Origin of the sequence: Roseicyclus mahoneyensis (assembly GCF_003148775.1) — a bacterium.
GTDB lineage: Bacteria > Pseudomonadota > Alphaproteobacteria > Rhodobacterales > Rhodobacteraceae > Roseicyclus > Roseicyclus mahoneyensis.
Map to the genome: position 1 here is coordinate 986,132 of NZ_QGGW01000001.1, position 24,823 is coordinate 1,010,954.

Annotated in this window: 16 protein-coding genes; 10 read left to right on the forward strand and 6 right to left on the reverse strand. The window is 69.2% G+C overall.

The features are described from left to right. Positions 1 to 93: 93 nt before the first annotated feature. A complete protein-coding gene (locus tag C7455_RS04850; RefSeq protein WP_146199925.1) occupies positions 94 to 1,944 on the forward strand; it encodes a serine aminopeptidase domain-containing protein in 1,851 nt (616 codons plus the stop codon). Positions 1,945 to 1,947: 3 nt separating this feature from the next. Further along, complete coding sequence (locus C7455_RS04855; RefSeq protein WP_109665976.1) at positions 1,948 to 3,234, forward strand: sodium:solute symporter family transporter; 1,287 nt, start codon at positions 1,948 to 1,950, stop codon at positions 3,232 to 3,234. 23 nt (positions 3,235 to 3,257) lie between these two features. On the opposite strand, the gene C7455_RS04860 is transcribed toward C7455_RS04855, so the two are convergent. The 3 genes from C7455_RS04860 to C7455_RS04870 form a co-directional block, all read right to left on the reverse strand. Next, entirely contained in the window at positions 3,258 to 7,292 is a 4,035-nt protein-coding gene (locus C7455_RS04860) for a vWA domain-containing protein (RefSeq protein WP_109665978.1), read from the reverse strand. 285 nt (positions 7,293 to 7,577) lie between these two features. After that, positions 7,578 to 10,703 (reverse strand): efflux RND transporter permease subunit, encoded by a 3,126-nt coding sequence (locus C7455_RS04865; protein WP_109665980.1) that lies wholly within the window; start codon positions 10,701 to 10,703, stop codon positions 7,578 to 7,580. Between the two features lie 15 nt (positions 10,704 to 10,718). Continuing rightward, entirely contained in the window at positions 10,719 to 11,876 is a 1,158-nt protein-coding gene (locus C7455_RS04870) for an efflux RND transporter periplasmic adaptor subunit (RefSeq protein ID WP_109666197.1), read from the reverse strand. Positions 11,877 to 12,084: 208 nt separating this feature from the next. Here C7455_RS04870 and C7455_RS04875 point away from each other — a divergent pair, with 208 nt between their 5' ends. Further along, a complete protein-coding gene (locus C7455_RS04875) occupies positions 12,085 to 12,828 on the forward strand; it encodes an endonuclease/exonuclease/phosphatase family protein (protein WP_245904212.1) in 744 nt (247 codons plus the stop codon). Here C7455_RS04875 and C7455_RS04880 read toward each other — a convergent pair. The 3 genes from C7455_RS04880 to C7455_RS04890 form a co-directional block, all read right to left on the reverse strand. Next, positions 12,825 to 14,342: an OpgD/OpgG family glucan biosynthesis protein gene (locus tag C7455_RS04880; protein ID WP_109665981.1), complete on the reverse strand. Its 1,518-nt coding sequence runs from the start codon at positions 14,340 to 14,342 to the stop codon at positions 12,825 to 12,827. The genes C7455_RS04875 and C7455_RS04880 overlap by 4 nt on opposite strands. After that, positions 14,339 to 15,913 (reverse strand): glucans biosynthesis glucosyltransferase MdoH, encoded by a 1,575-nt coding sequence (gene mdoH, locus C7455_RS04885; protein WP_109665983.1) that lies wholly within the window; start codon positions 15,911 to 15,913, stop codon positions 14,339 to 14,341. Before mdoH ends, C7455_RS04880 begins: the two co-directional genes overlap by 4 nt. A 101-nt stretch (positions 15,914 to 16,014) precedes the next feature. Continuing rightward, positions 16,015 to 16,566: a cytochrome b gene (locus C7455_RS04890; protein WP_109665985.1), complete on the reverse strand. Its 552-nt coding sequence runs from the start codon at positions 16,564 to 16,566 to the stop codon at positions 16,015 to 16,017. A gap of 103 nt (positions 16,567 to 16,669) precedes the next feature. On the opposite strand from C7455_RS04890, the gene C7455_RS04895 reads away from it, so the two are divergent. The 7 genes from C7455_RS04895 (at position 16,670) to C7455_RS04925 (ending at position 24,532) form a co-directional block, all read left to right on the forward strand. After that, on the forward strand, positions 16,670 to 17,416 hold the full coding sequence (locus C7455_RS04895; RefSeq protein ID WP_109665987.1) for a CDP-alcohol phosphatidyltransferase family protein: 747 nt from the start codon (positions 16,670 to 16,672) through the stop codon (positions 17,414 to 17,416). After that, positions 17,398 to 19,065, forward strand: coding sequence for a sulfatase-like hydrolase/transferase (locus tag C7455_RS04900; RefSeq protein ID WP_245904213.1), 1,668 nt, complete (start codon positions 17,398 to 17,400; stop codon positions 19,063 to 19,065). The genes C7455_RS04895 and C7455_RS04900 overlap by 19 nt, the downstream gene beginning before the upstream one ends. Before the next feature lie 3 nt (positions 19,066 to 19,068). Then, entirely contained in the window at positions 19,069 to 20,019 is a 951-nt protein-coding gene (locus C7455_RS04905; protein ID WP_109665989.1) for a lysylphosphatidylglycerol synthase transmembrane domain-containing protein, read from the forward strand. A 92-nt stretch (positions 20,020 to 20,111) separates the two neighbouring features. Continuing rightward, positions 20,112 to 21,113 carry an ABC transporter substrate-binding protein gene (locus C7455_RS04910; RefSeq protein WP_109666202.1) on the forward strand — a complete coding sequence of 334 codons (1,002 nt, stop codon included), beginning with the start codon at positions 20,112 to 20,114 and terminating at the stop codon, positions 21,111 to 21,113. Continuing rightward, the gene (locus C7455_RS04915) at positions 21,103 to 21,903 is read left to right on the forward strand and encodes an ABC transporter ATP-binding protein (protein ID WP_109665991.1); all 801 of its coding nucleotides are present in this window, start codon (positions 21,103 to 21,105) and stop codon (positions 21,901 to 21,903) included. Before C7455_RS04910 ends, C7455_RS04915 begins: the two co-directional genes overlap by 11 nt. Beyond that, positions 21,900 to 23,486: an ABC transporter permease gene (locus C7455_RS04920; RefSeq protein ID WP_211315433.1), complete on the forward strand. Its 1,587-nt coding sequence runs from the start codon at positions 21,900 to 21,902 to the stop codon at positions 23,484 to 23,486. Before C7455_RS04915 ends, C7455_RS04920 begins: the two co-directional genes overlap by 4 nt. After that, entirely contained in the window at positions 23,483 to 24,532 is a 1,050-nt protein-coding gene (locus C7455_RS04925; protein WP_109665993.1) for a glycosyltransferase, read from the forward strand. The genes C7455_RS04920 and C7455_RS04925 overlap by 4 nt, the downstream gene beginning before the upstream one ends. The last annotated feature ends 291 nt before the right edge of the window (positions 24,533 to 24,823 follow it).

Consider the following 24,823-nt stretch of genomic DNA (forward strand, 5'->3'; position numbering starts at 1 on the left):
ACGCAGTGACAGGCCGCCCCGGATGATGAGACGCGATCCGATCTCGTGGCGCGGCCACCCGCGAGCCGCGCGCCGTCACAAAGGGTGCCACGCGTGAAATCCGGAAGGGAGACCGACCCGGCGATCACCTCGACTTCGATGATCGCGGCGGCGGACGGCATGCCGCTGTTGATGCGGCATGTCTTGCCCTCGGGGCGACGGACGGTCTTCAGTGCGGTGATCGGGCATGGGCCGACGGTTCATTCGGGGCATATGACTGGGCTTGCCGAAGCGCTGGCGCAACAGGGCATCGCCTGTCTGGCGGGCGATCTGAGGGGCCATGGCGGGTCGGTGACGGAACGGCAGCCGCTGGCGCATCTGGACCCCGACACAGGCTGGAGCGACTGGCTTGAGGACATGACCGCGCTTGCGCGTGTCGCCTTCCGCGGCGTGCCGCGCAAGGACCGGGTGCTGATCGGGGGGGCGATGTCGGGGCACCTCATGACCCAGATGCTGCACCGCGACCCGGACCTTGCCGGCAACCTCGTGATGGCGGCGCCGATCCCGCCGCAACCGGGGTTGAGAGCGCTGGTCATGGCCTTCTTGCGGTTCCGTCGGATGACCCATCCGCTCGACCGGCCCGATCCCCAGATCCAGCATCACCTCTACGGCTTTTTGCGCGCACATCTGCCGCCGGGCAGCCAAAACCAGGATACGATCAGCGCCGACCCCGACACCGTGGCGCGTGTGTTGCAGGACCCGCGCGGTTTTCCGACGCCGACGCTGGGCTACTGGATCGCCATGTTGCAAGGCATGGACGCGATCTGGACCGACATCGGGCCGGGAGAAATGCCCGCCGACCTACGGGTGTTGATCCTGAGCGGCCCGGATGACCCGCAAACCCGCGGCGGCCGCCTGTCGGGCCGGTTGCGTGACTGGTGGCACAGTCGCGGGGTGGCGGATGTGACCCTGCGCTCGATCGAGGGGGTGCGCGCCAACATCTTGATCGACGCCCCCCGCCTGCCGGTCGCGCCCGCGATCACGGAATGGCTGTCGGGCACTTCAGACGCCACCCCCCTGCCGCAAGACGATGCGGTGCCCTATCAGACGGCGCTGGCGCGGCTGGGGGTCTCCGTAGGCGATCCGGTGAGCATCCCGGCCCTGATCGACCTGTGCTACGCGGCGTTGGAGGATGACGAACGCTGGGTCGAACTGCTCTATCGCCTGCTCCTGAGCAGCGATGCGGACCCGGCCGGAATGGACGCGCTGATGCAGACCGTTCAACCCCATTGGCAGCGCGCCTTCGAGCTGCGCGAGGAGTTGCGGCAGGCGGCCGCGATGGGGCGGCTCTATCATGAGCTGATCGACCGGATGGCGGTGGGTGTCGCGGTGCTGGACGCGGATTTCGCGCTGAGGGACTGGAACAGCGCTTTTGCCGGGGCGGTGGCGACGCTGTCGGGCCAACCGCTGGAGCGGTTGGACCTGCAGCGGGCGGTCGCACGCATCCTTGCGGCGGGACCGGCGGGCGGGCGCGACGGGCGGCGCGCATGCGACGAGGTGCCGGTGATGCACGAGGGGCATGTGGTGGGCGTCTTGCTGCAGCCCGTCGGGCTGACCGCGATGGCGGGCGGCATGGCGCCGCCCGGTCGTCTGCTGGTGCTGCGCGCGCCAGAGACACGGGGCGCGGACCGGCAGCACCGGGCGGGCCTTCTGTCGCTGGCCTATGGCCTGACCGGGCAGGAGGCGACGGTGGCAGTCCATCTGGCCGAGGGGATGACAACCGAGGCGATCGCGCAGGCGATGGGCGTGGGTGACGCGACGGTGCGCAGCCACATCAAGCGGACCTTCGACAAGATGGGGGTGAGCAGCCGGCCCGAGTTGATCCACCGGGTGATGTCGGGGCCGCTGGGCTGGTTGATGGGCGAGGACCGGGCGCGCGATGCCTCCCCCCCGAGGCTGCGCTAGGGGATGGCACCCTGGGTGGTGCTGATCGGGCTTCTGGCGCCCGTCGCCTACGCGCTGGTGCGGACCGGCGGGATCGGGCGTGAGGCCTATCTGTTCAACGGCGGCAAGACGACGCTGGGGCTGACGCTGGCCAGCGTGGTCTGCGGCAACATCGGGATCGGCACCTTCGTCGCGCTGTTCTTGTTCACGGCGCAAAGCCCGGTGATCGGCTACACCGTGGCGGGGAGTTACGCGGCCGGGCTTGTGCTGTGCGCGGCCCTGTGTGGAACGATCCACCGCGCCTCGCGCGCCACCGACAGCTACGGGATGATCGACTATGTCGCCCGCGCCCATGGCGTGCGGCACGTTGGGCTGATCTGGCTGCCAGTGGCGGTTGCATTCTCGCTCAGGATCATCGTGCAGCTGATGGCGCTGGCGCTGATCGTGCAGGGCGCGCTGGGGCTGGATCCTTGGGCGGCGCTGGCCCTCGCGGTGGCGGTGATGGGGGGCTACACGGCGTTAGGCGGCTACCGGGTGGCGACCGAGACGGATCTGGTGCAGGCGCTGGTCATTCTGGCAGGCATGGCGCTGGTCGCTGCGGGCCTGTGGCAAGGCGGGGTCGCCGAGGCCGCGGGCAGGGTCGCGGTCTTCGACCTTGGCCCGTGGGGGCTGCCCTTCTTGATCGCGGTCATCGTGTTCTTGCCGTTTTCGGCGGTGCTGGCGGTGGACAACTGGCAACGGATCGCCACCGCCGAAAGCGCCGCGACTGCGCGGCGGGCCTATCTCGCGGCGGCGGCGATCTGCGCGCCGGTCTATCTGCTGCTGGCCCATGTCGGGCATCTGAGCGGGGCTGCGGGCGGCACGGAACTGGGCGACGTGCTGGCGGTGCTGCGCGCGCTGATGCCACTGGGCCTGCCCGTTCTGGCCGATGTGATGGTCATGATGGCGGTGATGTCGTCGATCGACACCTTCGTAATGCCGCTGATGACGAGCCTTGCGCGCACATCCCTCTCGCTGGGGCGGATCCGGGGCGTGGTGCTGGCCTTCTTCGCGGCGCTGGGGCTGGTGGCACTGGGCCTGGGCGACGCGCTGACCGGGATCATCGCGGCCTTCAACACGCTGGTCGTGTTCCTGCCCGCCGTTTTCGGCGCGCTGATACTGGGGGACCGTGCGCCGCGGGCGGCAGCCCTGTCGATGGGGCTGGGCGTGGCGGTCACGCTCATCCTGAGCGCGCTGGCACTCGACCTTGCGGCGCTGGCGGGCTTCGCGGTCAGCATGGCGCTCTACGGCGTCGGGCGGCGGATGGGCTGAGGCCCACCCGCCCGGACCCCGCATCAGCGCGACATCACCCGCTCCATCCAGCGGTCGGCAAGGCCGCTGGCCTGTTCACGCGCCGACCATTCCATCGGATCGCAGCGCAGCAGGGTGCGGCAGCCCTGCCCGGTGGCGCAGACGGCTAGCGTGTCGGGGGCGCGCAGATCGAGCGACAGGACGACACCTTGCATGGAGGGCGCGGGGAACCCTTCGCGCGTCACGACCCGGCAGTCCTGCATCGAGGTGCAGGACAGATAATCGGTGTCGGGCAAGGGAAGCCCCGCCGCGTCGAGGCCTTCGGAGAAGACGAACATCCGCCCGTCGGGGTGCAGGACTGCGGGTGCGTCGTAGCAGGAGGCGGCATGTTCCGCCGTGGGGGCCTCGGGCGACCAGATGCCTGCGGCGGCAGTGAAGTCGGTGCCGGACATGGGCGCTGGTGCCGGGCCGGGCGCAGGCGCGGGGACGGGCGCGGGGCCAGGCGTGCCGCCTGCCTCGGTTCCGATGAACTGGCCATCGGGGGTGATGGTCAGGCCCGGGCCGCCATCGGCGCGGGCGACCACATGCTGCCACATGGGCACGCCGTCCGGGGCCATCTGGCTGGCGGACTGGAACCCGTCGGGCCCGAAACAGGCACGGTGCAGGTAGCGTTCGCCCTCAAACGAGAGGGCGAAGCTGCCCCGAGGGCCCGAGGTGACGGGCATGATGTAGCGGTCGACCTCCTGAGCCGTCTCGGGCGGGCCATCATAGGCGATGCAGGACAGGATCGGGCCGGATTGCTCGCAGCGTTCGTGGAAGGTCGTCTCGTAGGGCGAACCGCCCCGCGCCGCCCCGGCAGGGTCGAGCGACCGCGCGGCGCTGAGACCGTCGGGATAGATCACCGTGGGGTTCTCGGCACAGGCCGCCGCAAGCTCGGCCTGCACTGCGCTGTCGGTGAAAAGGCTGTCGAAGGCCAGGCCGAGGGGGACGCTCTCGGGGACGATGACGGAGGCGAAGACACCGATGGGCAGCACGTCGATGGTGCCGATGGTGACGGGATCGGCGACCGGCATGGGTGCCGGGTCGATCAGCACGCCCCCTGCCCCGCCCGGCAGCGCGGGCCAGCCGGTCATGCCGGGGGGCACCTGCGCCACAGGAGAAAAGCTGCCGAAGGTCCGCGCGATCAGTTCGCGGTTCAAGCCCAGTTGCGCGCCGTCCGAATAGATTTCATCGATGCCATGAATGGTAAGGCCTGTAGGCGTGACCTCGAACACCAGTTGACCGATGGCGGCGGAATAGGCCGGGAACAGCCCTTCGCGGTCCAGCCGCACATATGCGTTGGGCACGTCGTCGCGGTATCGGCCACCGACGCGCAGGATTTCTTCCGGGCAGGTCGGGCCGCACCAATCCGCGCGAAGCCATGCGAAACCTTCGGCGTAAGAGCCGGTGTCGCCGCCTTGCTGGACCGCCGAAAATGCAATGCTGATAACGCTTTGCCCGGTCGCGTCCGCAAAATCGCGGCGCAGGATCGGCGCGAAACCAGGGTTGAGGTCGGGCCCCGCGACAAGGCCGGGTGTCGGCATCGGCGCGGGCGGCTCGATCGCAGGCGGGGTCGGGGCCGGGGTCGGATCGGCGTCGCGCACGGCCTGCATGAACCCATCGAAGTCAGGCCCGGAGGCCCCCGGTGGGCGAGCCATGGCAGTCGCCTCGGGTCCGCTCAGGGGGGCCGGAAGGTAGGTTTGGCGGGTGCCGGTCCAGCTGCCACCCCGCAGGTCGGGATCGGCGCCGCGGCCCCAGCCCCCGGTGAAAGCCTGACGCTGCGCGTCGAGCACGAATTCGAACGTGCCCCAGTCACCGCCCGTGGTCCAGGTGCCGCGCAGGGTGGCACCATCGGCCGAAACCTCGCCCTCCAGCACACCGCGGGCGCGTTCGCCCCAGACCCGGCGACCTTGCTGATGGAGCGTGAGTGTCTGGTGGCTGGACGACCACACCCCGGCAAAGGACGGGTCGGACGCGGGCGTGGTCGGGGCCATGGCCGGGGCACGGGCCGGGGCCATGAACGCCTCGAACCCGGGCGAGGCGGCGTTGCGATAGGCCTCGGGCAGGTCCATCTCGGTGCCGGTGGCGCGTGCCAGTGGCGGCGTGCCTGCGCTGAGCCGCCGCCCGGTGATCGCCGTATTGCCAAGGTTGGGATCGAGCCCCCTGCCCCAGCGCCCGGCCATCGACTGACCGTCGGTGGAGAGGCGCAGCTCGACCAACCCGTTTCTCCAAACACCGCGCAGCGTCAGGCCGTCGGCGGCAACCTCGCCGGTCAGTACGCCGTCGGGCACGTCGCCCCAGACCCGGCGGCCGTCCTGCACCAGAGCCACGGGGCCGCTGGACGTTTGCCACGTGCCGGTGAAGCTCAGGGCAAGGGCAGCTTGCCCCTCGGCGCTGGCGGGGTCGATGCCATCGAGGCGGAGGAAGTCAGCGGGCGACACGGCCTCGACCAGACAGCCGTATTCGCCGCCCAGATTGGCAATGCAGCCGGGCCTGACCCCGGGCGAAAGGCGGGCGAGATCGGCATCATTGGCCCGGGCCCCCTCGCGCAGCGACAGGGTTATATCCTCGCCGGGACGGGTGACGTCAAAAACCGCCTGCGCGCGGCGCTGTCCGCCACCCGTGGCACCGGTGTCGACACGCCACGTGCCGACCGGCAGGTAGAAGGGCAACAGGCCTTCGGCGCTGCGACCGCCACCGTTCAGGAAATCGGTGCCGCCGGGGCCATCGTAGAAATAGGTGCTGAGCCGGTCGACCGGGAAACCCTGCGCATCGCGGATGTCGACAAAGACGCGGGCGGCCTCGAAATCGAAGACATATTCGGTGATCTCGCCCGGCAGGACGCGCACCAGCCGCTCGCGCGAGAAGGACCGCGACAGGCCGCCCCGGATGAAATAGTCGCCCGGCGGCAGGGCAACGTCGAGGCTGTTCCAGCCGCCATAATCGACCGAGGTGTCGATCGCGCCGTCGATCACGGGATGGACCACGAAATGCGCCCGCCCTGCGCTGGAGCCATAGGCGGCAAAGGGCAGGTTGCCGCCACCGGGCGGCATCGGCAGGCCGGCATGGGCCATTGCCGTCAGGCGCAGCCGCGCGCCGATGACAAGGTCGATGGCATGAGGGCCTGTGCCCTCGGGCACCTCGAGAGTGACTTGCAGCGACACAGGCGTAGAGCCTGCGGTCGCGCGGCGGATGTAGGCGGTGTAGAGGCCGGGCAGGAACTGGCCTGTGGCCGTCACCGGCTGGTCTTGCGTCACGCGCAGGCCCTCGGGCGCGGTGCCGCCGGGGGTTTGCGGCTCGACGAACAGGTCGATCTGGCGGCCGTTGATCGGCGCGCCGCCCGCGGTGTCGCGGAGCGTGAGGCTGACAGGCCGCAGGATCGGGCCGGGATCGGGCAGCGGGGCAGAAATGATGGTTTCGCGCAGCGCGCGGGCAAGATCGTCGGCATCGTTGGCTGCGATGAACAGGCCCCCCGTTTCATCGGCGAGGCAGGCAACCGTGCGCTGCTCCGCGTCGGTCATGTCGAAGCCCACGACATGGGCGGTGAAGTCGATGCCTTGGCTTTCCAGCATCCGCCCCAGCGCGCAGGGGTCACCGCCGCAGGTCTCCACCCCGTCGGTCAGCAGCACGACCGTGGCCGCCTGTTCGGAGAACCTGAGCTGTTGGGCCGCCTGCAGCACCGACTCCGTCAGCGGCGTCATGCCCAGCGGGCTGATCCGCCCCGCGGCGCCGAGAATGGCGGGCACGCTGGCGCCCGCCGGGCCGGTCGGCACCATCAGCTCGATGTCGCTGCACTGCCCGCGGACCCGGTGGCCATAGGCAAGCATACCGATCTGCATCTCGGCCGTAGCCTCGGACAGCACCTGGCTCAGCGCCTCGCGGGCAAGGTCGATCTTGGTCCTTCCATCCACCTGCCCCCACATGGAGCCGGACCCGTCGAGCACGATGATGAGGTTGGGCTGTTCTTGCGCACGCACCGGCGCGGTCGCCAAAAGAAAGGCTGTTGCGAGCCAAAGCCAAGTGCGGAAAATGCGGCGCATGGGGGCGTTCCCGGGCTGAAAATACAGCCTTCACGAAACAGGTCCTGCCCGCCGCAGGCCACCCCCATATGGGGTAGAGCCTGCGGCTCAGCGGTCGGGCATGCGGCCCTTTTCAGACGGATCGGATTGACAATTGTGGCACGGGCGCGCCGACGTTCCTTGACTGCGCGCGCCGCAACCGGGGCTTGGGGTGCGCATCTTTGAGGCCGCGCGCGATCCGTTCCCGAACCAAAAGAGGCGATCCGCAATGTGAAAGACGAAAGGCCGTGCCGATCCGCACCAAGTTCACTCGGCCGGGTTTGGCGAAGCTGCGGTGGCGGCGTCAAGTTCCCGCATCAGGCGCGCCTCTTCCTCGGCCTTGGGCTTGGACAGGCCTGCCAGCAGCAGATAGGCCACCGGCGTGAGATAAAGCGTCGAAACGGTCGCCAGCCCGAGCCCCCCGACGATGATCCAGCCCAAGGCCTCGCGCGCCTCGGCGCCCGCGCCGAAGGACAAGATCAGCGGCACGCCGCCCAACACGGTCGAGATCATCGTCATCATCACCGGCCGCAGGCGGATCGTGCTGGCGTCGAGGATCGCATCGCGCACCGAGGCCCCGCCGTCGCGCAGCTGGTTGGCAAACTCCACGATCAAGATGCCGTTCTTGGCCATGATGCCGATCAACATCACCAGCCCGATCTGGCTGTAGATGTTAAGGCTGAGGCCGGTCAGCACCAGCGCGAAGATCGCGCAGGCGATGCCCACGGGGACGGTTGCCATCACGACGACGGCCGAAACGAAGCTTTCGAACTGGGCCGACAGCACAAGAAACACCACGAGGATCGCAAAGCCGAAGGTCAGCAAAAGCCCGGCCGAGGTTTCATCGAGCGTCGCCGCCTCGGCCAGCGGCACGATCTGGTTTTGCGGCTCCAGCACCTCGGCGGCGAGGCTTTGAACCTCGGCCAGCGCCGTGCCCAGCGGCAGGTCGTCGGTCAGCCCCGCCGAGATCTCGACCGACCGGTTCTGCCCTTCGCGTTCCAGTTCGGGGGCGACCGCGCGTTCTTGCAGCCGCACGAAGGAGGACATCGGGATCATCAGGCCGTCGCCGGATTGCACGAAGACATTCTCAAGATCGCCCGGGTCATTGACCGGATTGGCGGTCGACAGCATCTGGATGTCGTAGCTGGTGTCATCCAGAAACACCGTGCCGACGCTGCGCCCGTCCAGCACCGCGCGCAGCGCCTCGCCCAGACCCGCGATCTCGACGCCGAGGTCGGAGGCGCGGGTGCGGTCGATCTCGATGAAAAGCTGCGGCTGGGTCGTCTCGTATTCGAGCCGCACCTGCCCGAAACCGGGATTTTCCTGCATCCGCGCGACCAGATCGCCCGCCACCTGTTCCAACTGGGCGTAATCATTGCCGGTGACCGCAAAGGTCAGGCCGCGCCCCGCGCCGCGAATGCCCAGCGAATTGGGCTGGATGGCAAAGGCGCGCACGCCCACCAACTCGCGCAGGGCACCGTTGATCTGGCCCACGATCTCTTGCTGGCTGCGCGCGCGGTCGTTCCAATGGGCCAGCGTCATCACCATGAAACCGCGCGAATTGGACCCGGTGCCGGTGATCGAAAACAGGTTCGTGATCTCGCCGCTGTCGCGCAGGGGCTGCATCAGCGCCTCGATCTCGCGCATCTTGGCCGCCGTATATTCCAGCGATACACCTTGCGGCGCGCTGACCGACAAGAGCGCCACGGCCCGGTCCTCGGGCGGGGTCAGTTCCTGCCTTATGCCGCCGGCCATCATCACGGCGGTCGCTGAAAAGAGGAGCGCGATCACGACCACGACCAGCGCATTGTCGAGCGCAACCCGCAGCGTCGCGGCATAAAGCGCGGCCAGACGATCGCCCAGCCAGCCAAAGAACCCGCCCGATGCCTCGGCCGCATCATCCGCCTGCAACAGGCGGCTTGCCAGCACGGGACAAAGCGACAGCGCCACCACCGAGGAGAGGCCGACGGCCATCGCCAGCGTAAAGCCGAACTCGCGGAACAGCCCCCCCGCCTGCCCGGGCAGAAACGACAGCGGGATGAACACCGCCGCCAGCGTCGCCGTGGTGGTCACGACGGCAAAGAACACCTGCTGCGTGCCCAGCACGGCGGCGGCGCGCGGCCCCATCCCCTCGCCCCGGCGTCGCACGATGTTTTCCAAGACCACGATGGCGTCATCCACGACCATGCCGGTCGCCAGCACCAGCGCCAGAAGCGTCAGGATGTTGACCGAAAAGCCCACCAGATAGATCGCGGCCAAGGTGCCGATCAGCGCGACAGGCATGGTCAGCGCCGGGATCATGGTGGCGCGGACATCGCGCAGGAACAGAAAGATCACTACGACCACGATGGCCACGGCCAGCAGCAGCGTCTTGACCACCTCGGAAATCGAGCCGCTGATGAACACCGCGTCGTCCGAGGTGATGAAGATATCCACATCCTCGGGCAGCGAGGCGCGCAACTGCTCCACCGCCGCGCGCACCCCCTCGGAAATCGCCAGCGTGTTGCTGGTGGCCTGCCGCACGATGCCAAGGCCAAGGCCCGTCTCGCCATTGGCACGCAGGATGGATTCATTCGGTGCCGGGCCCAGCGTGACGCGGGCCACATCGCCGACCCGGACATTGTCGCGGATCTGCAATGCCTCGAAGGCCTCGGGCGAGGCGACGGTGGCGGTGGTGCGCACGTTGATCGACTGCCGGGCCCCGCGCAGATCGCCCGCAGGCGCGTCAAAGGCCACATCGGCCAAGGTCGCGCGCAAATCCGCCAGCGTCAGGCCGCGGCTGGCCAGTTCCATCAGGTCGATGTCGACCCGAAAGATCGGCGAGCGGTCGCCGTAGACCTGCAGATCGGCCACCCCTTCGATGGAAACCAGCCGGTCGGCGATTTCCTCCTCCACCAGCCGCGTCAGATCCTGCGCGCTGCGCGTGGCCGAGGTGACGGCAATGCGCAGCACGGGCTGCGCGTCGGCATCGGCCTTGACGATGCGCGGCGTCTCGGCCCCGTCGGGCAGGGCGTTGGCGATGCGCGCCACGGCATCGCGCACATCCGTGGCGGCCACGTCGATATCGGCGCCTTCGGCGAATTCCAGTGTCACCCGGCTGCGCCCGAAGCGCGAGTTCGACGAGATCGACCGCACACCCGCGACCCGGCCCACCGCGCCCTCGATGCGGCTGGTCACCTCCTGATCGACGGTTTCGGGTGCTGCGCCGGGAAAATCGGTACTGACCGAGATCACCGGCCGGTCGACATCGGGCAGTTCGCGCACCTCGACGCCCAGAAGGCTTGCAAGACCCGCGATGACGATCAGCGCGCTCAACACGAAGGCAAGGATCGGGCGGCGCACGAAGATGGCCGTGCCCGATTGCCCTGCGCGTTCTGCCGCTGCCTGTTTCATCGCCCTGCCCCCGTCTCAGGCATCTTGTTCGCGGGTCGGGCGCGCCTCCGCCGACGCACCGCTTTCCACAATCTCGACCGGGGCGCCCGGGCGCAGGGTCTGCACGCCCTCGATGATCACCTGATCCCCTGCGTTCAGATCGCCCTCGACCAGCACGCTGTCGCTGTTGCGCTGGCGGATCGTGACCGGAATGCGCACCGCCGCGTCCTCGCGCGCGACCCAGACATAGGACCCGTCGCCCGACCACTGGATCGCCAAGGGATCGACCGAGGGCAGCGTGTCGCCAGGAAAGCTCAGCGCGACCGAAAACGCCTGTCCCGCGCGCAGGCTGTCGTCGGTGTTGGCGACCTGCCCTTGCACCCGCAGCGTGCGGCTGGAACGGTCGACCACATTGTCGAGCGCGACGATCTGACCTTCCAGCAGATGGTCGGGGCGCGCCAGCGTCGTCACCTCGATGGTCATTCCGACGGACAGCTGCCCGATGAAGCGTTCGGGCACGCGGAAATCGATCTGGATGCTGGAGCGGTCGGTCAGAACGGCAATTGCATCCTGCGGGCCGATCCGGTCGCCCTGCGACACCTCCAGAAGGCCCGCCCAACCCGCGATTGGCGCGGTGATCCGGCGCTGGCCCAGATCGAATTCGGCCTGTTCGACCGCCAGCTCGGCCGTGCGCAGCGCCAGTTCTGCCTCGCGGATCTGCACCGCCGACACGGCACCGGACGCGCTAAGCTGTTGGGACCGTTCAAGGTTGCGCGTGGCGTCCAGCACCATCAGCCGCGCGCGCTCCAGCGCGATGCGCTCGGCGTCATCGTCAAGTTGTGCCACCAGCGCGCCCGCCTCGACATAGGTGCCGGGGCTGACGGCGAGCTCGCGGATCATCCCGGTCGCTTCGGCCCGCACGGTGACCGAGCGCAGCGCCCGCCCGTCGCCGATCGCCGTGACGCGCGCATTGGCCTGTCCGGTCTCGGCGGCCGCCACCACGACCCGCGCCGTGCCGCCGCCAAAACCGCGCCCGCCCGCCTGCTCGGCCGGGGCGGGCGGCTCGAGGCCCAGCAGGTCATAGACGCCCGCGCGCTCCAGATAGGGTGCGGCCGACGGCACATAGACCACCCAGATGGCAAGCGCCGCGGCAAGCGCGACCAATGTCAGCAGGCCTTGTCTGAGCAATTTCATCGCATCTTCCGCCATCTTGCCCCGCGGCCGGCACGACCGCCTTGCCCCATACATAGCCTTGACGATGGCAGTCCAAGGAAAAAAAGCGTGACCGGGCCACAGCCTGCCCGACCGCCGCATCGGTCGCCGCGCTTGATCGGACCCGACGCGGCGTTATCTGCAGGGTGTGGCGATCGGCGGGTCGGGGCCGCAAAAGGATCAGACAGGCGTGACCACGACAGCAGCAGAGTTTTCCTGCGTCAGCTGGAACATCCACCGCGGGCGCGGCAATGACGGCGTGATCGACCCGGCCCGCACCGCGCGGGTTCTGCGCGAGGAGGTGGCGACCGGGGCGCCCGACGCGCTGATCTTGCAAGAAGCCGACGAGGACTGCCCGCCGCATCGCGGCTTTCTCGACCTGCAGCGGGTCACACGCGACACCGGGCTGGTCCCTGTGCATACCGATGGCACGCACAGGTGGGGCGCGCAAAGCCACGGCTTTCTGGGCACGATCGTGTTCCTGCACCCCGATGCGCGGGTCGAGGATGTCACCTTGATAGACCTGCCCGGCCATTGCCACCGGGGCGCGGTCATCGTCGATTTCATCAACGAGGGTCGGGCATTGCGGCTGGTCGGGCTTCACCTGTCACTGGCGCAAGGGCTGCGGGTGGCGCAGATGCGGACGCTGGGCCAGCATCTGTTCCGGCGCGAAGCACGGGTGACCGTCCTTGCAGGCGATCTAAACGAATGGCGGCCATGGGGCGGTCTGGCGCTGTCGCGGCGGGTGACGGGCTTGCCGCTGTCGGGGCCCGCGCACGCCACCTTTCCGGTGCGCCGCCCGTTCCTGCCGCTCGACCGGGTGTTGGTGACGCCACCCGCCCGCGTCATCGCCTGCGAGGTGCTGGACGGGCCGGGCATCCGCATGGCCTCCGACCACCGGCCCTTGCGGGCGACGATCGCCCTGCCCCGCTAGACCCCGCCGTCGCGCGCCCGGGTCCAGCGGTAGATCCAGACCGGGCTGACCGCCACACCGCCTCCATCGCGCAAGACCAGCCGCAGATCGGCAAGGTCCACGCCCTCGGGTGCCAACAAGAAGGTCACGCGCGTGCCGCGCCCCTCGGGCAGCGCGAACAGGCTGGCGCCCGACACCACGCCCGCGCTGGCCGACAAATCGACGCCCAACTCCTCGCCCGTGCCCGCGAAATCCACCACGAAGCGCCGCGTGCCGGGGCGGTCATGCTCGCGCCCGCTGCGGCTTTGGCGTACAGGCAGGGCGTGACCGGCAAACGGCGCGGCCCGCGTCCATGTCAAGCGATAGGCAAAGCGATGCTCGCTGCCCGCCGCCAGCGGCGCCTCGGGCCGCCAGAAGGCCACGATATTGTCCATGAACTCGTCGCCGGTCGGGATTTCCACCAGCACCACCCCACCCCGGCCCCAATCGGTCAGCGCCTCGACATAGGCCGAAGGGCGGTCGTGATAGCGCGCCTCGCTGTCCTCAAAGTCCTCGAAATCGCGCGGCGTCTGCCACAGTCCGAACCCCGCCGGGCCGTCATCGACGAAGACCGAGGTCTCGACCCGGGCCGGGTTGGCGATGGGCCGCCACAGCGTTTCGCCCGCGCCATTGTCGATCACCAGCACATCGCTGTCATGCACGCGGGGCCGGAAATCATCCGACACGGCGGCGCGCATCGGCCCCTTGAGATACATCGAGGTCAGCGGCGCCACGCCGATATCGGCGATCTCGCGGCGCGTCAGGATCGTCACCGCAACCTCCATCACCGTATCAAGGCCCGGGCGCAGCACCATGTCCAGATGCCCCGCAAGCGAGGGGCTGTCGATCACCGCCTCCAGCCGGACGGCATCGCCTTGGGCGGGATGAAGGCGCAGATGGGTGAAGCGGGGGAATTCCTCGGGCGCGGCGCCGCCGGTGCCCAGCGCCACGGCGCGCGCCGACAGGCCGTAGACCATGGCCTGCCCGATGGCGCGGAAATAGCTCGCACCCTGCACCACCAGAACCTCGTCCAGCAGGTCGGGCGCGTTCAGCGGATGGCGCAGCCGCAGGCCGGAGAACCCGGCCCCGGGGGCGGTGTCGGGGATGGCATCGAAATAGCGCGCGTCGAAATCGAACAGGTCTGGCGTCAGCGGCACCGGGGCAAAGCCACCGTCCGCAGGCAGGTCGACGGTCACCGGATCGGGAAAGAACAGGCCCGGCGGCAAAAGATCGACAGCGAAACGCGGGCCATGCGGCAAGATCGCGGCCCGTCCGGGGATCGGGCGGATGCCGCGATAGGCGTCATAGCTCAGCCCCGCAAAGGGCGGCGGCAGCATGCCAGTGCCGGGGGTGTAGGGCGTTGCCGCCAGCGCGCGCGCCGCCTCCAGCAAACTGGGCGGGGCCGCATCGGGCAAGCTGTCGGCCCGCAGGCGCAGACCCGGCGCCATCATGACCGCGGCCAGAGCGCCCGAGATCACCAAGCGCCGGGCGATCATGCAACGCCGTCCAGCACGGGCACCAGCACGGGTGCGGCGACCAGCGGCAAGGCGACGGGGACAAGCCACCAGACCGCTGCGGCCTGACCCGCCGCCACCGCCAACGCCATGAGCGCCACGCCCGTCACCGCCTCGGGCAGGCCCTTGGGCAGGGCGCGGCGGGCGGCTTTGCCCGATTTCCAGCCGCAATCGCGCCCGATCAGGACCGAGGCGACCGCCCCGCTCTGGCGCAGCATGATAAGGGGTGCGACCAGCGTCGACACCACCAGTTCGACCAACCCGGCCCGCAAGAAAACCAGCCGCCGCGCCATGCCGCGCGCCCTTACCATCCAGACCGCCAGCGCGCAGAGCTTGGGCAAGAGCAAGACCGAAACGATCAGGGCAAAGGGCAGCGGCCCGCTGACCGGGACAGCCCCGGAGCCGAACAGCGCCAGCAGCGCCAGCCAGATCGGCGCGGCCAGATAGCCCATGATGCCCGAGGCGAAATGCACCCGGCTGAGCGGATCGAGGCCGGGCTCGCCCAGAAGGCGCACATGCTGAAGGTTGCCCTGACACCAGCGCCGGTCCCGGCGGTGAAATTCGGCGAGCGTTTGGGGCCCGTCCTCGGCGCTGCCGGCGGTGGCGGGGTCAAGCTCCACCGCCCAGCCCGCGCGCACGATCCACGCCGCTTCGACGAAATCATGGCTCAGCGGCACGCCGCCAAAAGGCGCGGGGCCAGACAGGACCGGCAGATCGGCGGCGCTGCGAAAGGCCACCACGCGCATGATCGCGTTATGGCCCCAATAGTTGCCCGCCTCGCCCGACCATGCCGCCATCCCGCGCCCGAAATTGGGCGAGAGAAGCCGTGCCGACAGGCGCTGGTGGCGCCCGAAGCGGCTTTGCGCGGGCACCAGCGTCATGCCCGCTTGCAACAGGCCCGTGCGCGGCCGCGTCTCGAGGCTGTGGATCAGGGCGCGGATGCGGTCCGCGCTCATCCGGCTGTCGGCATCGAGCACCATCATATAAGCGAAACGGTCGCCGTGGCTGTGCAGCCAGTCGGCGATGTTGCCGGGTTTGCGACCCGTGTTGACGGCGCGGCGGCGGTAGATCACGCGCCCATCCGCCATCAGCGGGGCCAGCGCCGCCTCCTCGGCCGCGATCTTGTCGTCACGAGAGGTGTCGGACAGCACGAAGATCTGCGCCTTGTGATGCAGCCCCAGACGGTCCAGCCCGCGCCGCAGATCGGCGAGAGCCGCAGCCAGCGGGGTCGCCTCCTCGCCACACAGCGTGACCAGCACGGCCGTGCTGCCCTGCGGCAACCAGCCTGCAGGAAGCGCCCGCACCGCGCGCGCGGGCAACAGCAGCCCCAGAACCGCTGTCGCGGCGCCACCCGAGATCCAGATCGCGCTGAGTGTCACGAGGACGAGCGCCAGACCCGAGGCAAACGTCCACTCCGTGACCGACAGCGCCACCGCCGTCACCAGCCCCCCCGCCAGCATCGCCGTCAGGGCCGCATAGGCCCATAGATGCCAGTGTCGCCCGGCAGGGCGCGGTCCGACGAACGGTCCGATATGGCTTTCGGCGAGAGACATGATGGAAAGTGGCCTTTCTGGGAAAAAAACGTGCGACTCAACGCCTTTGGCGTCGCTGCGCCGCGGCATCTATCCCAAGCATTGGCGGATGCAAGGACCTCCTAGCGGCCTTTACCACCGACCGGCGGCCAGATGCGCGAAAACACGCCATCGCGCTTCACGATGCCGTGAAACAAGGCGGCTCCGATATGGGCGGCCAGCACGGCGACGATGGCAAGTCCCGCCCCGTAATGGATGGTCTTTGCGACCTCGGCCAGCGCGTCGGATCGCGGCACCAGCGACGGTATGCCGAGCGCATCAAGGGTCTCGATCGGAAAGCCCCCGGCCTTCACGCGGACATAGCCCGCCACAGGCAGCGTGACCATCAGCGCATAGAGCGCCATATGGCTCAGCCCGGCGATGCGTGCCTGCCACCCCGGAACCGTTGCAGGCAAGGGCGGTGCGGGATGGCCAAGTCGCCACGCGGCGCGCAAGACCACCAGCGCAAGCAAGGCCACGCCAATGTTCTTGTGAAAGATGAACAGCGTATTTTGCAACCCGCGGTCCAGACCCGGCTGGACCATGACCATCCCCGCCGGGATGGTCAGCAAGATGAGCAGAGCCATGACCCAGTGGATCAGGCGGGACGGCATAGAATATCGCGGTTCGCTCATGTCGTGCTCATCCTTTGCGCAACAGCAGTTAGGGCCACCGGTCAGAGCTTCAAGGATTGTGACAGGACCTTGACAGTTGACCCGCCAAGCTAGACTCGGCTTCATGGACCAGATCAATCCCGACCTTCCCCGCGTGACGCGCCGGTCGCTCGCATCCAGCCTGCGCACGCCGGGTGGTCAGCTTGTGCTGTACGGGGCTGTCGGGGCGGCTGTCGTGGGGCTTGCGGCCTTCGCGCTGGTGGGCGCGGAGGCGCGCGCCATAGGCTTGTCCTTTGCGGGCTACACGGTCGGTCTCGCCCTTGTCCTTGTCCTTTTGCGCCGCGGCTTTCCGCATGACAGCATCGGGCTGTGCAACAAGGTGACGCTGGCCCGTCTGGCGCTCACCTCGGCGCTTCTGGCGCCGCTCGCGGGAAGCGCCGCGCCTTGGGTGGTCTTTGCCATTGCCGCCCTGGCTCTGGGGCTTGACGGTCTCGACGGCTGGCTCGCGCGGCGTGACGGGCTGTCGTCCGATTTCGGCGCAAGGTTCGACATGGAGGTGGACAGCGCGCTTGCGCTCATCCTCGCGCTCAACGCTTGGGCGGCGGGCACGGCGGGGGCCATCGTGCTGCTGATCGGGCTGCCGCGCTACGCCTTCGCGCTGGCGGCCCGCGCGCTGCCATGGCTCGACCGCGCAGCACCCGAGCGCTTCAGCCGCAAGCTGGTCTGCGTGTTGCAGATCGCCACATTGATCGCGCTGCAACTGCCGCTGGTGGCCGCAAGCGTTGCAAATCCCGTGGTGGCGCTGGTGGCGGCGGCCCTGATCTGGTCCTTCGGACGGGATATCTTGTGGCTGTGGCGGACGAAACCTTGAGCGCCTTGCCGATCCGCCCTGCCCTGCGCCTGATCCTCGCCACGCTGGTCCTTCACATCTTGTTGGTTCAGCCCAATCATCCTGCCGCGATGACATGGGGCGCGCTGGGGCTTTTCCCGCTGGAGTTGCCGGTCATCGTGCTGGGGTTGGTGGCGCTGGGGGACGGGCGCGCGGGCCAGCTCGTGCGCGGCGCGCTGGTCGCCGTGTTGATGCTGATCGCAGTGCTGAAGGCGGCGGATTTCGCCATGTTCACGGCTCTGGCGCGCGGCTTCAACCCGGTCGCTGACCTTGCGCTGATCGAGGCGGGGATGCGACTGCTGGTCGGGGCGATCGGGCCGGTGCTGACGGGGCTTGTGGGACTTGGCGCCCTGCTGGCCGTCGCAGGGGTTGCGGCAGCATTGTGGTGGGCGACCGGGGTCTGGGCGGGGGTGCGCGTCGCACGACCGTTGGCGCGCGGCGGTCTGGCCATCGCGGCGGTCCTGTCGGCGGGCGTCGCCACGGCCGAGATCGGGGGCACCATGGGCCGCTGGACCCTGCCCGCAGCGCCGCCCGGCGCGGCCTTCACTGCGCGCGTCGGGGTCGAGCGCTGGCAGATGGCGCGCGCAACGCTGGCCGACCTGCGCGCCTTCGAGGCCGCCGCCGCCGCCGACCCTTGGTCAGGCGCTGTGGGCCTGTTCGACCAGATCGACCGCGACGTGATCGTGGTCTTTGTGGAAAGCTACGGGCGCACCAGCATGGACACGGCCCTGTACGCCGATCTGCATCGGGCGACATTGCAGGCGGGCGAGGCCGATCTGACGGCGCGCGGGCTGGCCATGGCCTCGGGGTTTGTCGCCTCGCCCACGCGGGGCGGTCAAAGCTGGCTGGCGCATGCGACCTTCGCTAACGGCCTGTGGGTCGACGGGCAGACGCGCTATGGCGCGGCGCTCGCCTCGGGGCGGCAGACGCTGTTCCATCTGGCGCAGGACGCGGGCTTCCACACCGCCGCGGTGATGCCGCAGATCACGCTCGACTGGCCCGAAAGCGGGCTCATGGGCTTCGACACGGTGCTGGCGGCGGCCGATCTAGGCTATGGTGGGATGAATTTCAACTGGGTGACGATGCCCGACCAGTTCACCTTCGCCGCGATGGACAGGCTGTTGCGCGACAGGCCGCGTGATCGGTCGGGCGATAGGCACCTGTTCATCCAGATCGCCACCGGCTCGTCGCACGCGCCTTGGGTCCCGGTGCCCGAGATGGTGGATTGGGACGCCATCGGCGATGGCCGCATCTTCGACGCCATGGCGCAGGCGGGCGATCCGCCCGATGTGGTCTGGCGCGACCGCGACAGGGTGCGCGCGCAATACCGGCTGGCGGTGGATTATGCGCTGCAAAACGTTCTGTCCTACGCCACCCGCCATGCCGAGGACCCGCCGCTGATGATCGTGTTGGGCGATCATCAGGCGGCGGGGTTCATCGCGCTCGATGACCGGCGCGACGTGCCGATCCATGTGATCGGCCCCGCGCATCTGGTGGCGCTGACGGACGGCTGGGGCCTGTCACCCGGCCTGATCCCGCGCCCCGACGCGCCGGTGACCGGGATGGACCGGCTGCGCGACATGATCCTCGGGTCCTTCACCACCACCGTCCCTCCCGGGGCCGAGAGCTGAGCCATGCGCCAGCGCCCGCCCATCCCCCCTGCCCTGATCCGCACCGTCCAGATCACGGTCGCGCTGGCGATGCTGGTGTGGCTCTGGCACGCCGCCGACGGGGCCGAGGCCGCGCGCAGGCTGGCAGGTGCCGATCCGCTGTGGCTGATGGCGGCGCTGCTCACCTTGAGCCTGCAGACCGTCCTGTCGGCGTTGCGCTGGCGGCTGACGGCGCGACAATTGGGCATCGTGATTGATCGGCGGACGGCAGTGCGCGAATACTATCTGTCGCAGATCGTGAACCAGACCTTGCCCGGCGGCGTTCTGGGAGATGCGGGGCGCGCGCTCAGGGCACGCGCGCAGGCAGGGTTGCTCGCCTCGGGGCAGGCCGTGGTCTATGAACGGCTGGCCGGCCAGATCGCCATCTTCGCCGTCATGGCACTGGCGTTTGGAGCAACGCTGGCCGCGCCGGGCGGGCTCGTCTGGCCGGGCTGGCTGGTCGTGCCGGTGGCCGGCCTTGTCCTTGCCGGGCTGGCGCTGCCCGCCGTGCTGTGGCTTGCGGCGCATGTGCTGCCCGGGCGCATGGGACGGGGTCTTGGCGATCTGGGGCGCGGATTTGCGCGGGCGATGACGGGGCGGAGGGTGCTGGGGCGGCAACTGGGGCTGAGCCTTGCGATCGCCTTGGCCAATATCGCGGCTTTCGCCTTTTGCGTCCGCGCCATCGGAGCCGATCTGCCAGTCACGGATGCGCTGGCGCTGGTGCCGCTGATCTTGTTCACCATGCTCGTCCCGATCACCGTCAGCGGCTGGGGCCTGCGTGAAGGGGCGGCGGCGGCGATCTTGCCCGTCGCGGGCATCGCTGCCGCCGAAGGTCTGGCGGCCAGTGTCGCCTTCGGCCTTGTCTTTTTGGCCTCCAGCCTGCCGGGGGCCGTGGCCCTTGTGCTGTCACCCAGCGCCAGTGCAATGAAATCATGAGCGAAAAGGGCAACCCACCGCGACGAAACGGCCCGCCGCCCTTGCCAAGCCACCCAGACACCTTAGCCTTGCCGCACGAACAGGAGAACGACATGACCCGATATCCCACCTTCACCCGCCGTGGCCTGATGGCCACCGGTGCCGCCGGCCTTGGCGTTGCCGCCCTTGGCCTGACACCCCGCGCCGCACGCGCGCAGAGTTCTGTCGCGCTGCAACTGTCGTGGCTGCATTCCTCGCAATTCGGCGGCAGCTACATCGCGCAATCGCGCGGCTGGTGGGCCGAAGAAGGCCTCGACGTGGCGCTCCTGCCGGGCGGGCCGAACGCGCCGGTGGAACCGCCGGTCGTGTCGGGCACCGCGCTGGTGGGCATTTCGGCGGCAGATTACACGGCCGCCGCCGTGGAACAGGGCGCGCCCTTCAAGATCCTTGGCGTCGCGATGCAGAAAAACCCCTTTGTCATCGCCTCGCTGCCCGCCAACCCGGTCAACACGCCCGCCGACATGGTCGGCAAGCGGATCGGCATGGCATTGGCCAACACACCCGTGCTGCAGGCGCTGTGCACGCTCAACGGCGTGGACATCGGCGGCATCGAGATCGTGCCGACGCAATATTCCGCCCAGCCCATGCTGGCCGGTGAGGTGGATTGCCTGCTGTGCTGGGAAACCGACCTGCCGGTTGCCATGGCCATCGAGGGCATCGAAAGCGTCACCATGCTGATGGCCGATTTCGGGTATGCGCTGCATTCCCAGACCTACATCGCGACCGAGGACAGTCTGGCCAACCGCCGCGCGGAATTGGTGGGCCTGATGCGGGGCGAGGTGCGCGGCTGGAACGCCTACCGCGAGGATACCGACGCCGCCGCCGCCCTGACGCTGGAGCTGTATCCCGATGCTGGTCTCGATCTGCCGACGCAGCAGATGCAGGCCGCAAGGCAGGTGCCGCTGATGTTCTCGGATCTGACGGACGCCAATGGCTTTGGCTGGTGGACCGATGACACCGTGGCCGCCAATATCGAAACCCTTGCGCTTCTCGGTCGGACGGTGACGCCCGACCTGTGGGATCGCTCCATCCTCGAAGAGGTCCATGGCGCCTGAGATCAATGGCCCCCCCGGCGTGATCTGCGCCGGGCTGGCCAAGACATGGCCGGGCGGCGTGGATGCCGTCCGGCCGACGGACATCCAGTTTGCGGCGGGTCAGACCACCGCGCTTGTCGGGGCCTCGGGCTGCGGCAAGTCCACTTTGCTGCGCATGATCGCCGGGCTCGAGACGCCCAGCGCAGGGACCATCGAGATCGGCGGCGAGCCGCCCGCCCAGACGCTGCGAAAGGCGGGGCTGTCCGTCGCCTTTCAGGACCCCTCGCTGCTGCCGTGGCGCAGCGTGCGAGGCAATATCGAGCTGGCCCTTTCGCTTGCCCGCCGCCCAGTTGACCGCGCCGCGATCGACCAGCTGATCGCGCTGGTGGGGCTGGAGGGGTTTGCCGACACGCGGCCTGCGCAACTGTCGGGCGGCATGCGCCAGCGCGCGGCCATCGCGCGGGCCTTGGCGACCGAGCCACGGCTCTTGCTGCTCGATGAACCCTTCGGCGCGGTTGATGAGTTGACGCGCCAGCAACTGGCCCAAGACCTCCCCCGCCTGTGGGAGGCACGGGGGACGACCACGATCCTTGTCACCCATTCGGTGACCGAGGCGGTGATGCTGTCGGACCGGGTCATCGTGCTCTCGCCCCGCCCGGCCGAGGTGGTGGCGGACATCGCCATCGACCTGCCCCGCCCCCGCGCGCCCGAGGATGCGCGCAAACCGGGCTTCGCGGCCCATGTCGACGCGGTCTTTGCCGCGCTGTCGCAGGCTGGCGCCTTGCGCGACCGGCCGCTGGCCGCGCAGTGAGCGCGGTCGCTGGCTACGCCGCCCCGGCGACAGGTGGGTCGGGACGGGGAACGGCCATCGGGCTGTTGCTGGTCGTGCTCGGCTGGGAACTGGCGGCGCGCGCGCTGGTGGGCGCCTTCGTGCTCGCCGCACCCTCGCAGGTTCTGGCCTGGCTGATCGAGAACCGCGGCCTGATGGGTCGCGCATTGGCCGAGACACTGGGCAATGCGGCGGCGGGTTTCGTGCTGGGCAACTTGGCTGCGCTGGCGCTGGCAGGGATCGCGCTGGCCTTTCCGGCGAGCCAGCGCATCGTGACAGGTGTGGCGCTGGTCGTGTTTTGCCTGCCGCTGGTGGCGACCGGGCCGATCTTGCGCGTGATCTTTGGCCCCGGCGACGGGCCGCAGATCGTGCTGGCGGCCCTCGCCGTCTATTACACCACGCTGATCCCTCTGCTGGTCGGCATGCGTGCGGCACCCGCGACATGGTTCGACCTGATCGCCAGCTACGGGCGCGGCCGGGTGTCCGCGCTCATCCATGTGCGGCTGATGGCGTCACTGCCCTATCTGTTCGCGGGCCTGCAGATCGCGGCCCCGGCCGCCTTTCTGGGGGCCATGGTGGGCGAGTTCACCGGCGCCGAGCGCGGCATGGGCGTGCTGACCATCCGCGCCATGCGCGCGCTGGATGTAGAGATGACATGGGCGCTGGCGACAGTGGCCACGGCGGTGGCGGTTGCGGCCTATCTGGCCGTTGGGGCCATCGCGCGCCGGGTGCTGCAAGATGCGCCGCCGATCATCCTTGCGCCACCCCGCGCGGAAGGGGCCGAGGCGGGGATCGGCCGATTGCTCCTGTCGCTGGCGGGCGTGGCTGTGGCCATTCTTGTGCTGTGGTGGGGGGCCATCGCGGTCTTTGACCTCAACCCTTTCTTTGCTAAGGGGCCGCAGGATGTGGCACGCGCGCTGATCTGGGCCCCCAACGCCGCCATGGCCCGCGCCAGCCTTGGCGCGGCACTGGGGGAGACGGCGGTGTTCCTCTTGCCCGGATATCTTGCGGGGCTGGCGGCGGGGGCGGGTCTGGCGATCCTGTTCGTGCTGGCGCCCGCCGTCGCGGGCACGGCCATGCCGCTGGCCATCGCGCTGCGGTCCGTGCCGATCGTGACCACTGCGCCGCTGATCGTGCTGCTGCTGGGGCGGGGCGCGCTTGGCACCATCGTGCTGGTCGCGGTCATGGTGTTCTTTCCCACGCTGGTGGCCTGCATCCACGGGCTGAAACAGGCGCCGGGACAGGTCATCGACGTCTTCGACAGCTATGCCGCGGGCCGGTTGCAGCGCCTGATCCGGGTGCGCATCCCCGCGATGCTGCCCGCCTTCTTCGCCGCCGCCCGCATGGGGGTGCCGGCCTCGGTGCTGGCTGTCACCGTGGTGGAATGGCTGGCGACCGGCGCGGGACTGGGCAGCATGATGGCGATTTCAGCCTCGGTGTCGGACTACAATCTGCTCTGGAGCGCCGTTGCCCTGACCGCCGCCCTTTCGGCACTGGGCTATGCCGGCGTCGGCCTGATCGAGGTGCGCATCTTGCGCATCTATGCTCCGGAGCAACTGACATGACCTTGCGCCCCACAGCCTTCGCCATTCCCGGCGATATCGAGACGCTGACCGGCGGCTACATCTACGAACGCCGCCTGCTGGAGGGGTTGCGCGCGCAAAGACGCGACGTGGATCACATCCCGCTCGGGTCTTCCTTTCCGGGTCCGACGGCGGGCGACATGGCCGATGCGAGCGCCCGCCTGCGCGCCATCGACCCCTCGCGCGCGCTGATCCTCGACGGGCTGGTCTTCGGCTCCCTCGACACTGCGGTGCTGGCCACCCTGCCGATGCCTGTCGTGGCAATGCTGCATCATCCGCTGGCGCATGAAAGCGGGCTGGAGCCTGCCTTGCGCGACCACCTTTACCGGACCGAGCGTGACAACCTGCGCCACGCCGCCCATGTGCTGGTGCCAAGCCCGCACACCAAGGCGCTGCTGGTGTCGGATTATGGCGTGGCGTCGTCGCGCATCACCATCGCACGCCCCGGCACCGACAAGCCGCTTGGCAAGATGCCCGCCGCCGATCCGCCGATGATCTTGTCGGTCGGCATCCAGCACCCGCGCAAGGGGCATGACATCTTGCTGCGCGCGCTGGCGCTTTTGCCGCCCGAGGGCTGGCAGGCGATGATCGTGGGCACGCGCTATGACGCAGACCATGCCGCCATGCTCGACCGGTTGCATGCCGATCTTCGTCTGGGCGACAGGGTGCGTCTGGCGGGCCGCCTGCCCGGCGAGGATCTTGGACGCGCCTATGCGCAGGCCAGCATCTTTGCGCTCGCCACCCGCTACGAGGGCTACGGCATCGTCTTTGACGAGGCGATGGCCCATGGCCTGCCGATCGTGACCTGCGCCACCGGCGCCGTGCCCGACACCGTGGCCGAAGGCGCAGGACTGCTGGTGCCCATCGACGACCCCGAGGCCTTTGCCGAGGCGCTGCTTCGCGTGCTGTCGGACGCAGCGCTGCGCGGTGCCATGGCCACGTCCTCGGCCCGGGCGGGCGCGGCGCTACCCGGATGGGCGGATACCGCCCGGATCGCGGGCGCGGTGCTGGACAGCCTGCCCGCCTGACAGAATCGCGGGGCGGACCTGCGCCTGTCCCGAAACCGCCTGCGTCCTGCCCCATGCTGCGGTGCAGAGCGCCCGAAAATCAGGCATCGGCGAAATCTCGAGGCATGACAGGCGGTTGCCACTTCCCCCGTGCTGCACTGCCGCACAGACTGAACCCAGTCAGACGGTAATCGCGTTTCTCCTCCCTTCCTTCCCGCGCTGTCCGAATGATGAGAAAACCCTGCTGGCGGCCCGCCTCCTCGTCTCTCTTCCACATGGTCGGGTCGCCAGCTTTTTTCACCGTAGCGGTAG

Bases quoted from the DNA above. Each gene is read 5' to 3' on its own strand.
- C7455_RS04855 (WP_109665976.1), top strand. From the start codon at position 1,948: ATGGCACCCTGGGTGGTGCTGATCGGGCTTCTGGCGCCCGTCGCCTAC.
- C7455_RS04860 (WP_109665978.1), bottom strand. From the start codon at position 7,292: ATGCGCCGCATTTTCCGCACTTGGCTTTGGCTCGCAACAGCCTTTCTT.
- C7455_RS04865 (WP_109665980.1), bottom strand. From the start codon at position 10,703: ATGAAACAGGCAGCGGCAGAACGCGCAGGGCAATCGGGCACGGCCATC.
- C7455_RS04870 (WP_109666197.1), bottom strand. From the start codon at position 11,876: ATGAAATTGCTCAGACAAGGCCTGCTGACATTGGTCGCGCTTGCCGCG.
- C7455_RS04880 (WP_109665981.1), bottom strand. From the start codon at position 14,342: ATGATCGCCCGGCGCTTGGTGATCTCGGGCGCTCTGGCCGCGGTCATG.
- mdoH (WP_109665983.1), bottom strand. From the start codon at position 15,913: ATGTCTCTCGCCGAAAGCCATATCGGACCGTTCGTCGGACCGCGCCCT.
- C7455_RS04890 (WP_109665985.1), bottom strand. From the start codon at position 16,566: ATGAGCGAACCGCGATATTCTATGCCGTCCCGCCTGATCCACTGGGTC.
- C7455_RS04895 (WP_109665987.1), top strand. From the start codon at position 16,670: ATGGACCAGATCAATCCCGACCTTCCCCGCGTGACGCGCCGGTCGCTC.
- C7455_RS04905 (WP_109665989.1), top strand. From the start codon at position 19,069: ATGCGCCAGCGCCCGCCCATCCCCCCTGCCCTGATCCGCACCGTCCAG.
- C7455_RS04910 (WP_109666202.1), top strand. From the start codon at position 20,112: ATGACCCGATATCCCACCTTCACCCGCCGTGGCCTGATGGCCACCGGT.
- C7455_RS04915 (WP_109665991.1), top strand. From the start codon at position 21,103: ATGGCGCCTGAGATCAATGGCCCCCCCGGCGTGATCTGCGCCGGGCTG.
- C7455_RS04925 (WP_109665993.1), top strand. From the start codon at position 23,483: ATGACCTTGCGCCCCACAGCCTTCGCCATTCCCGGCGATATCGAGACG.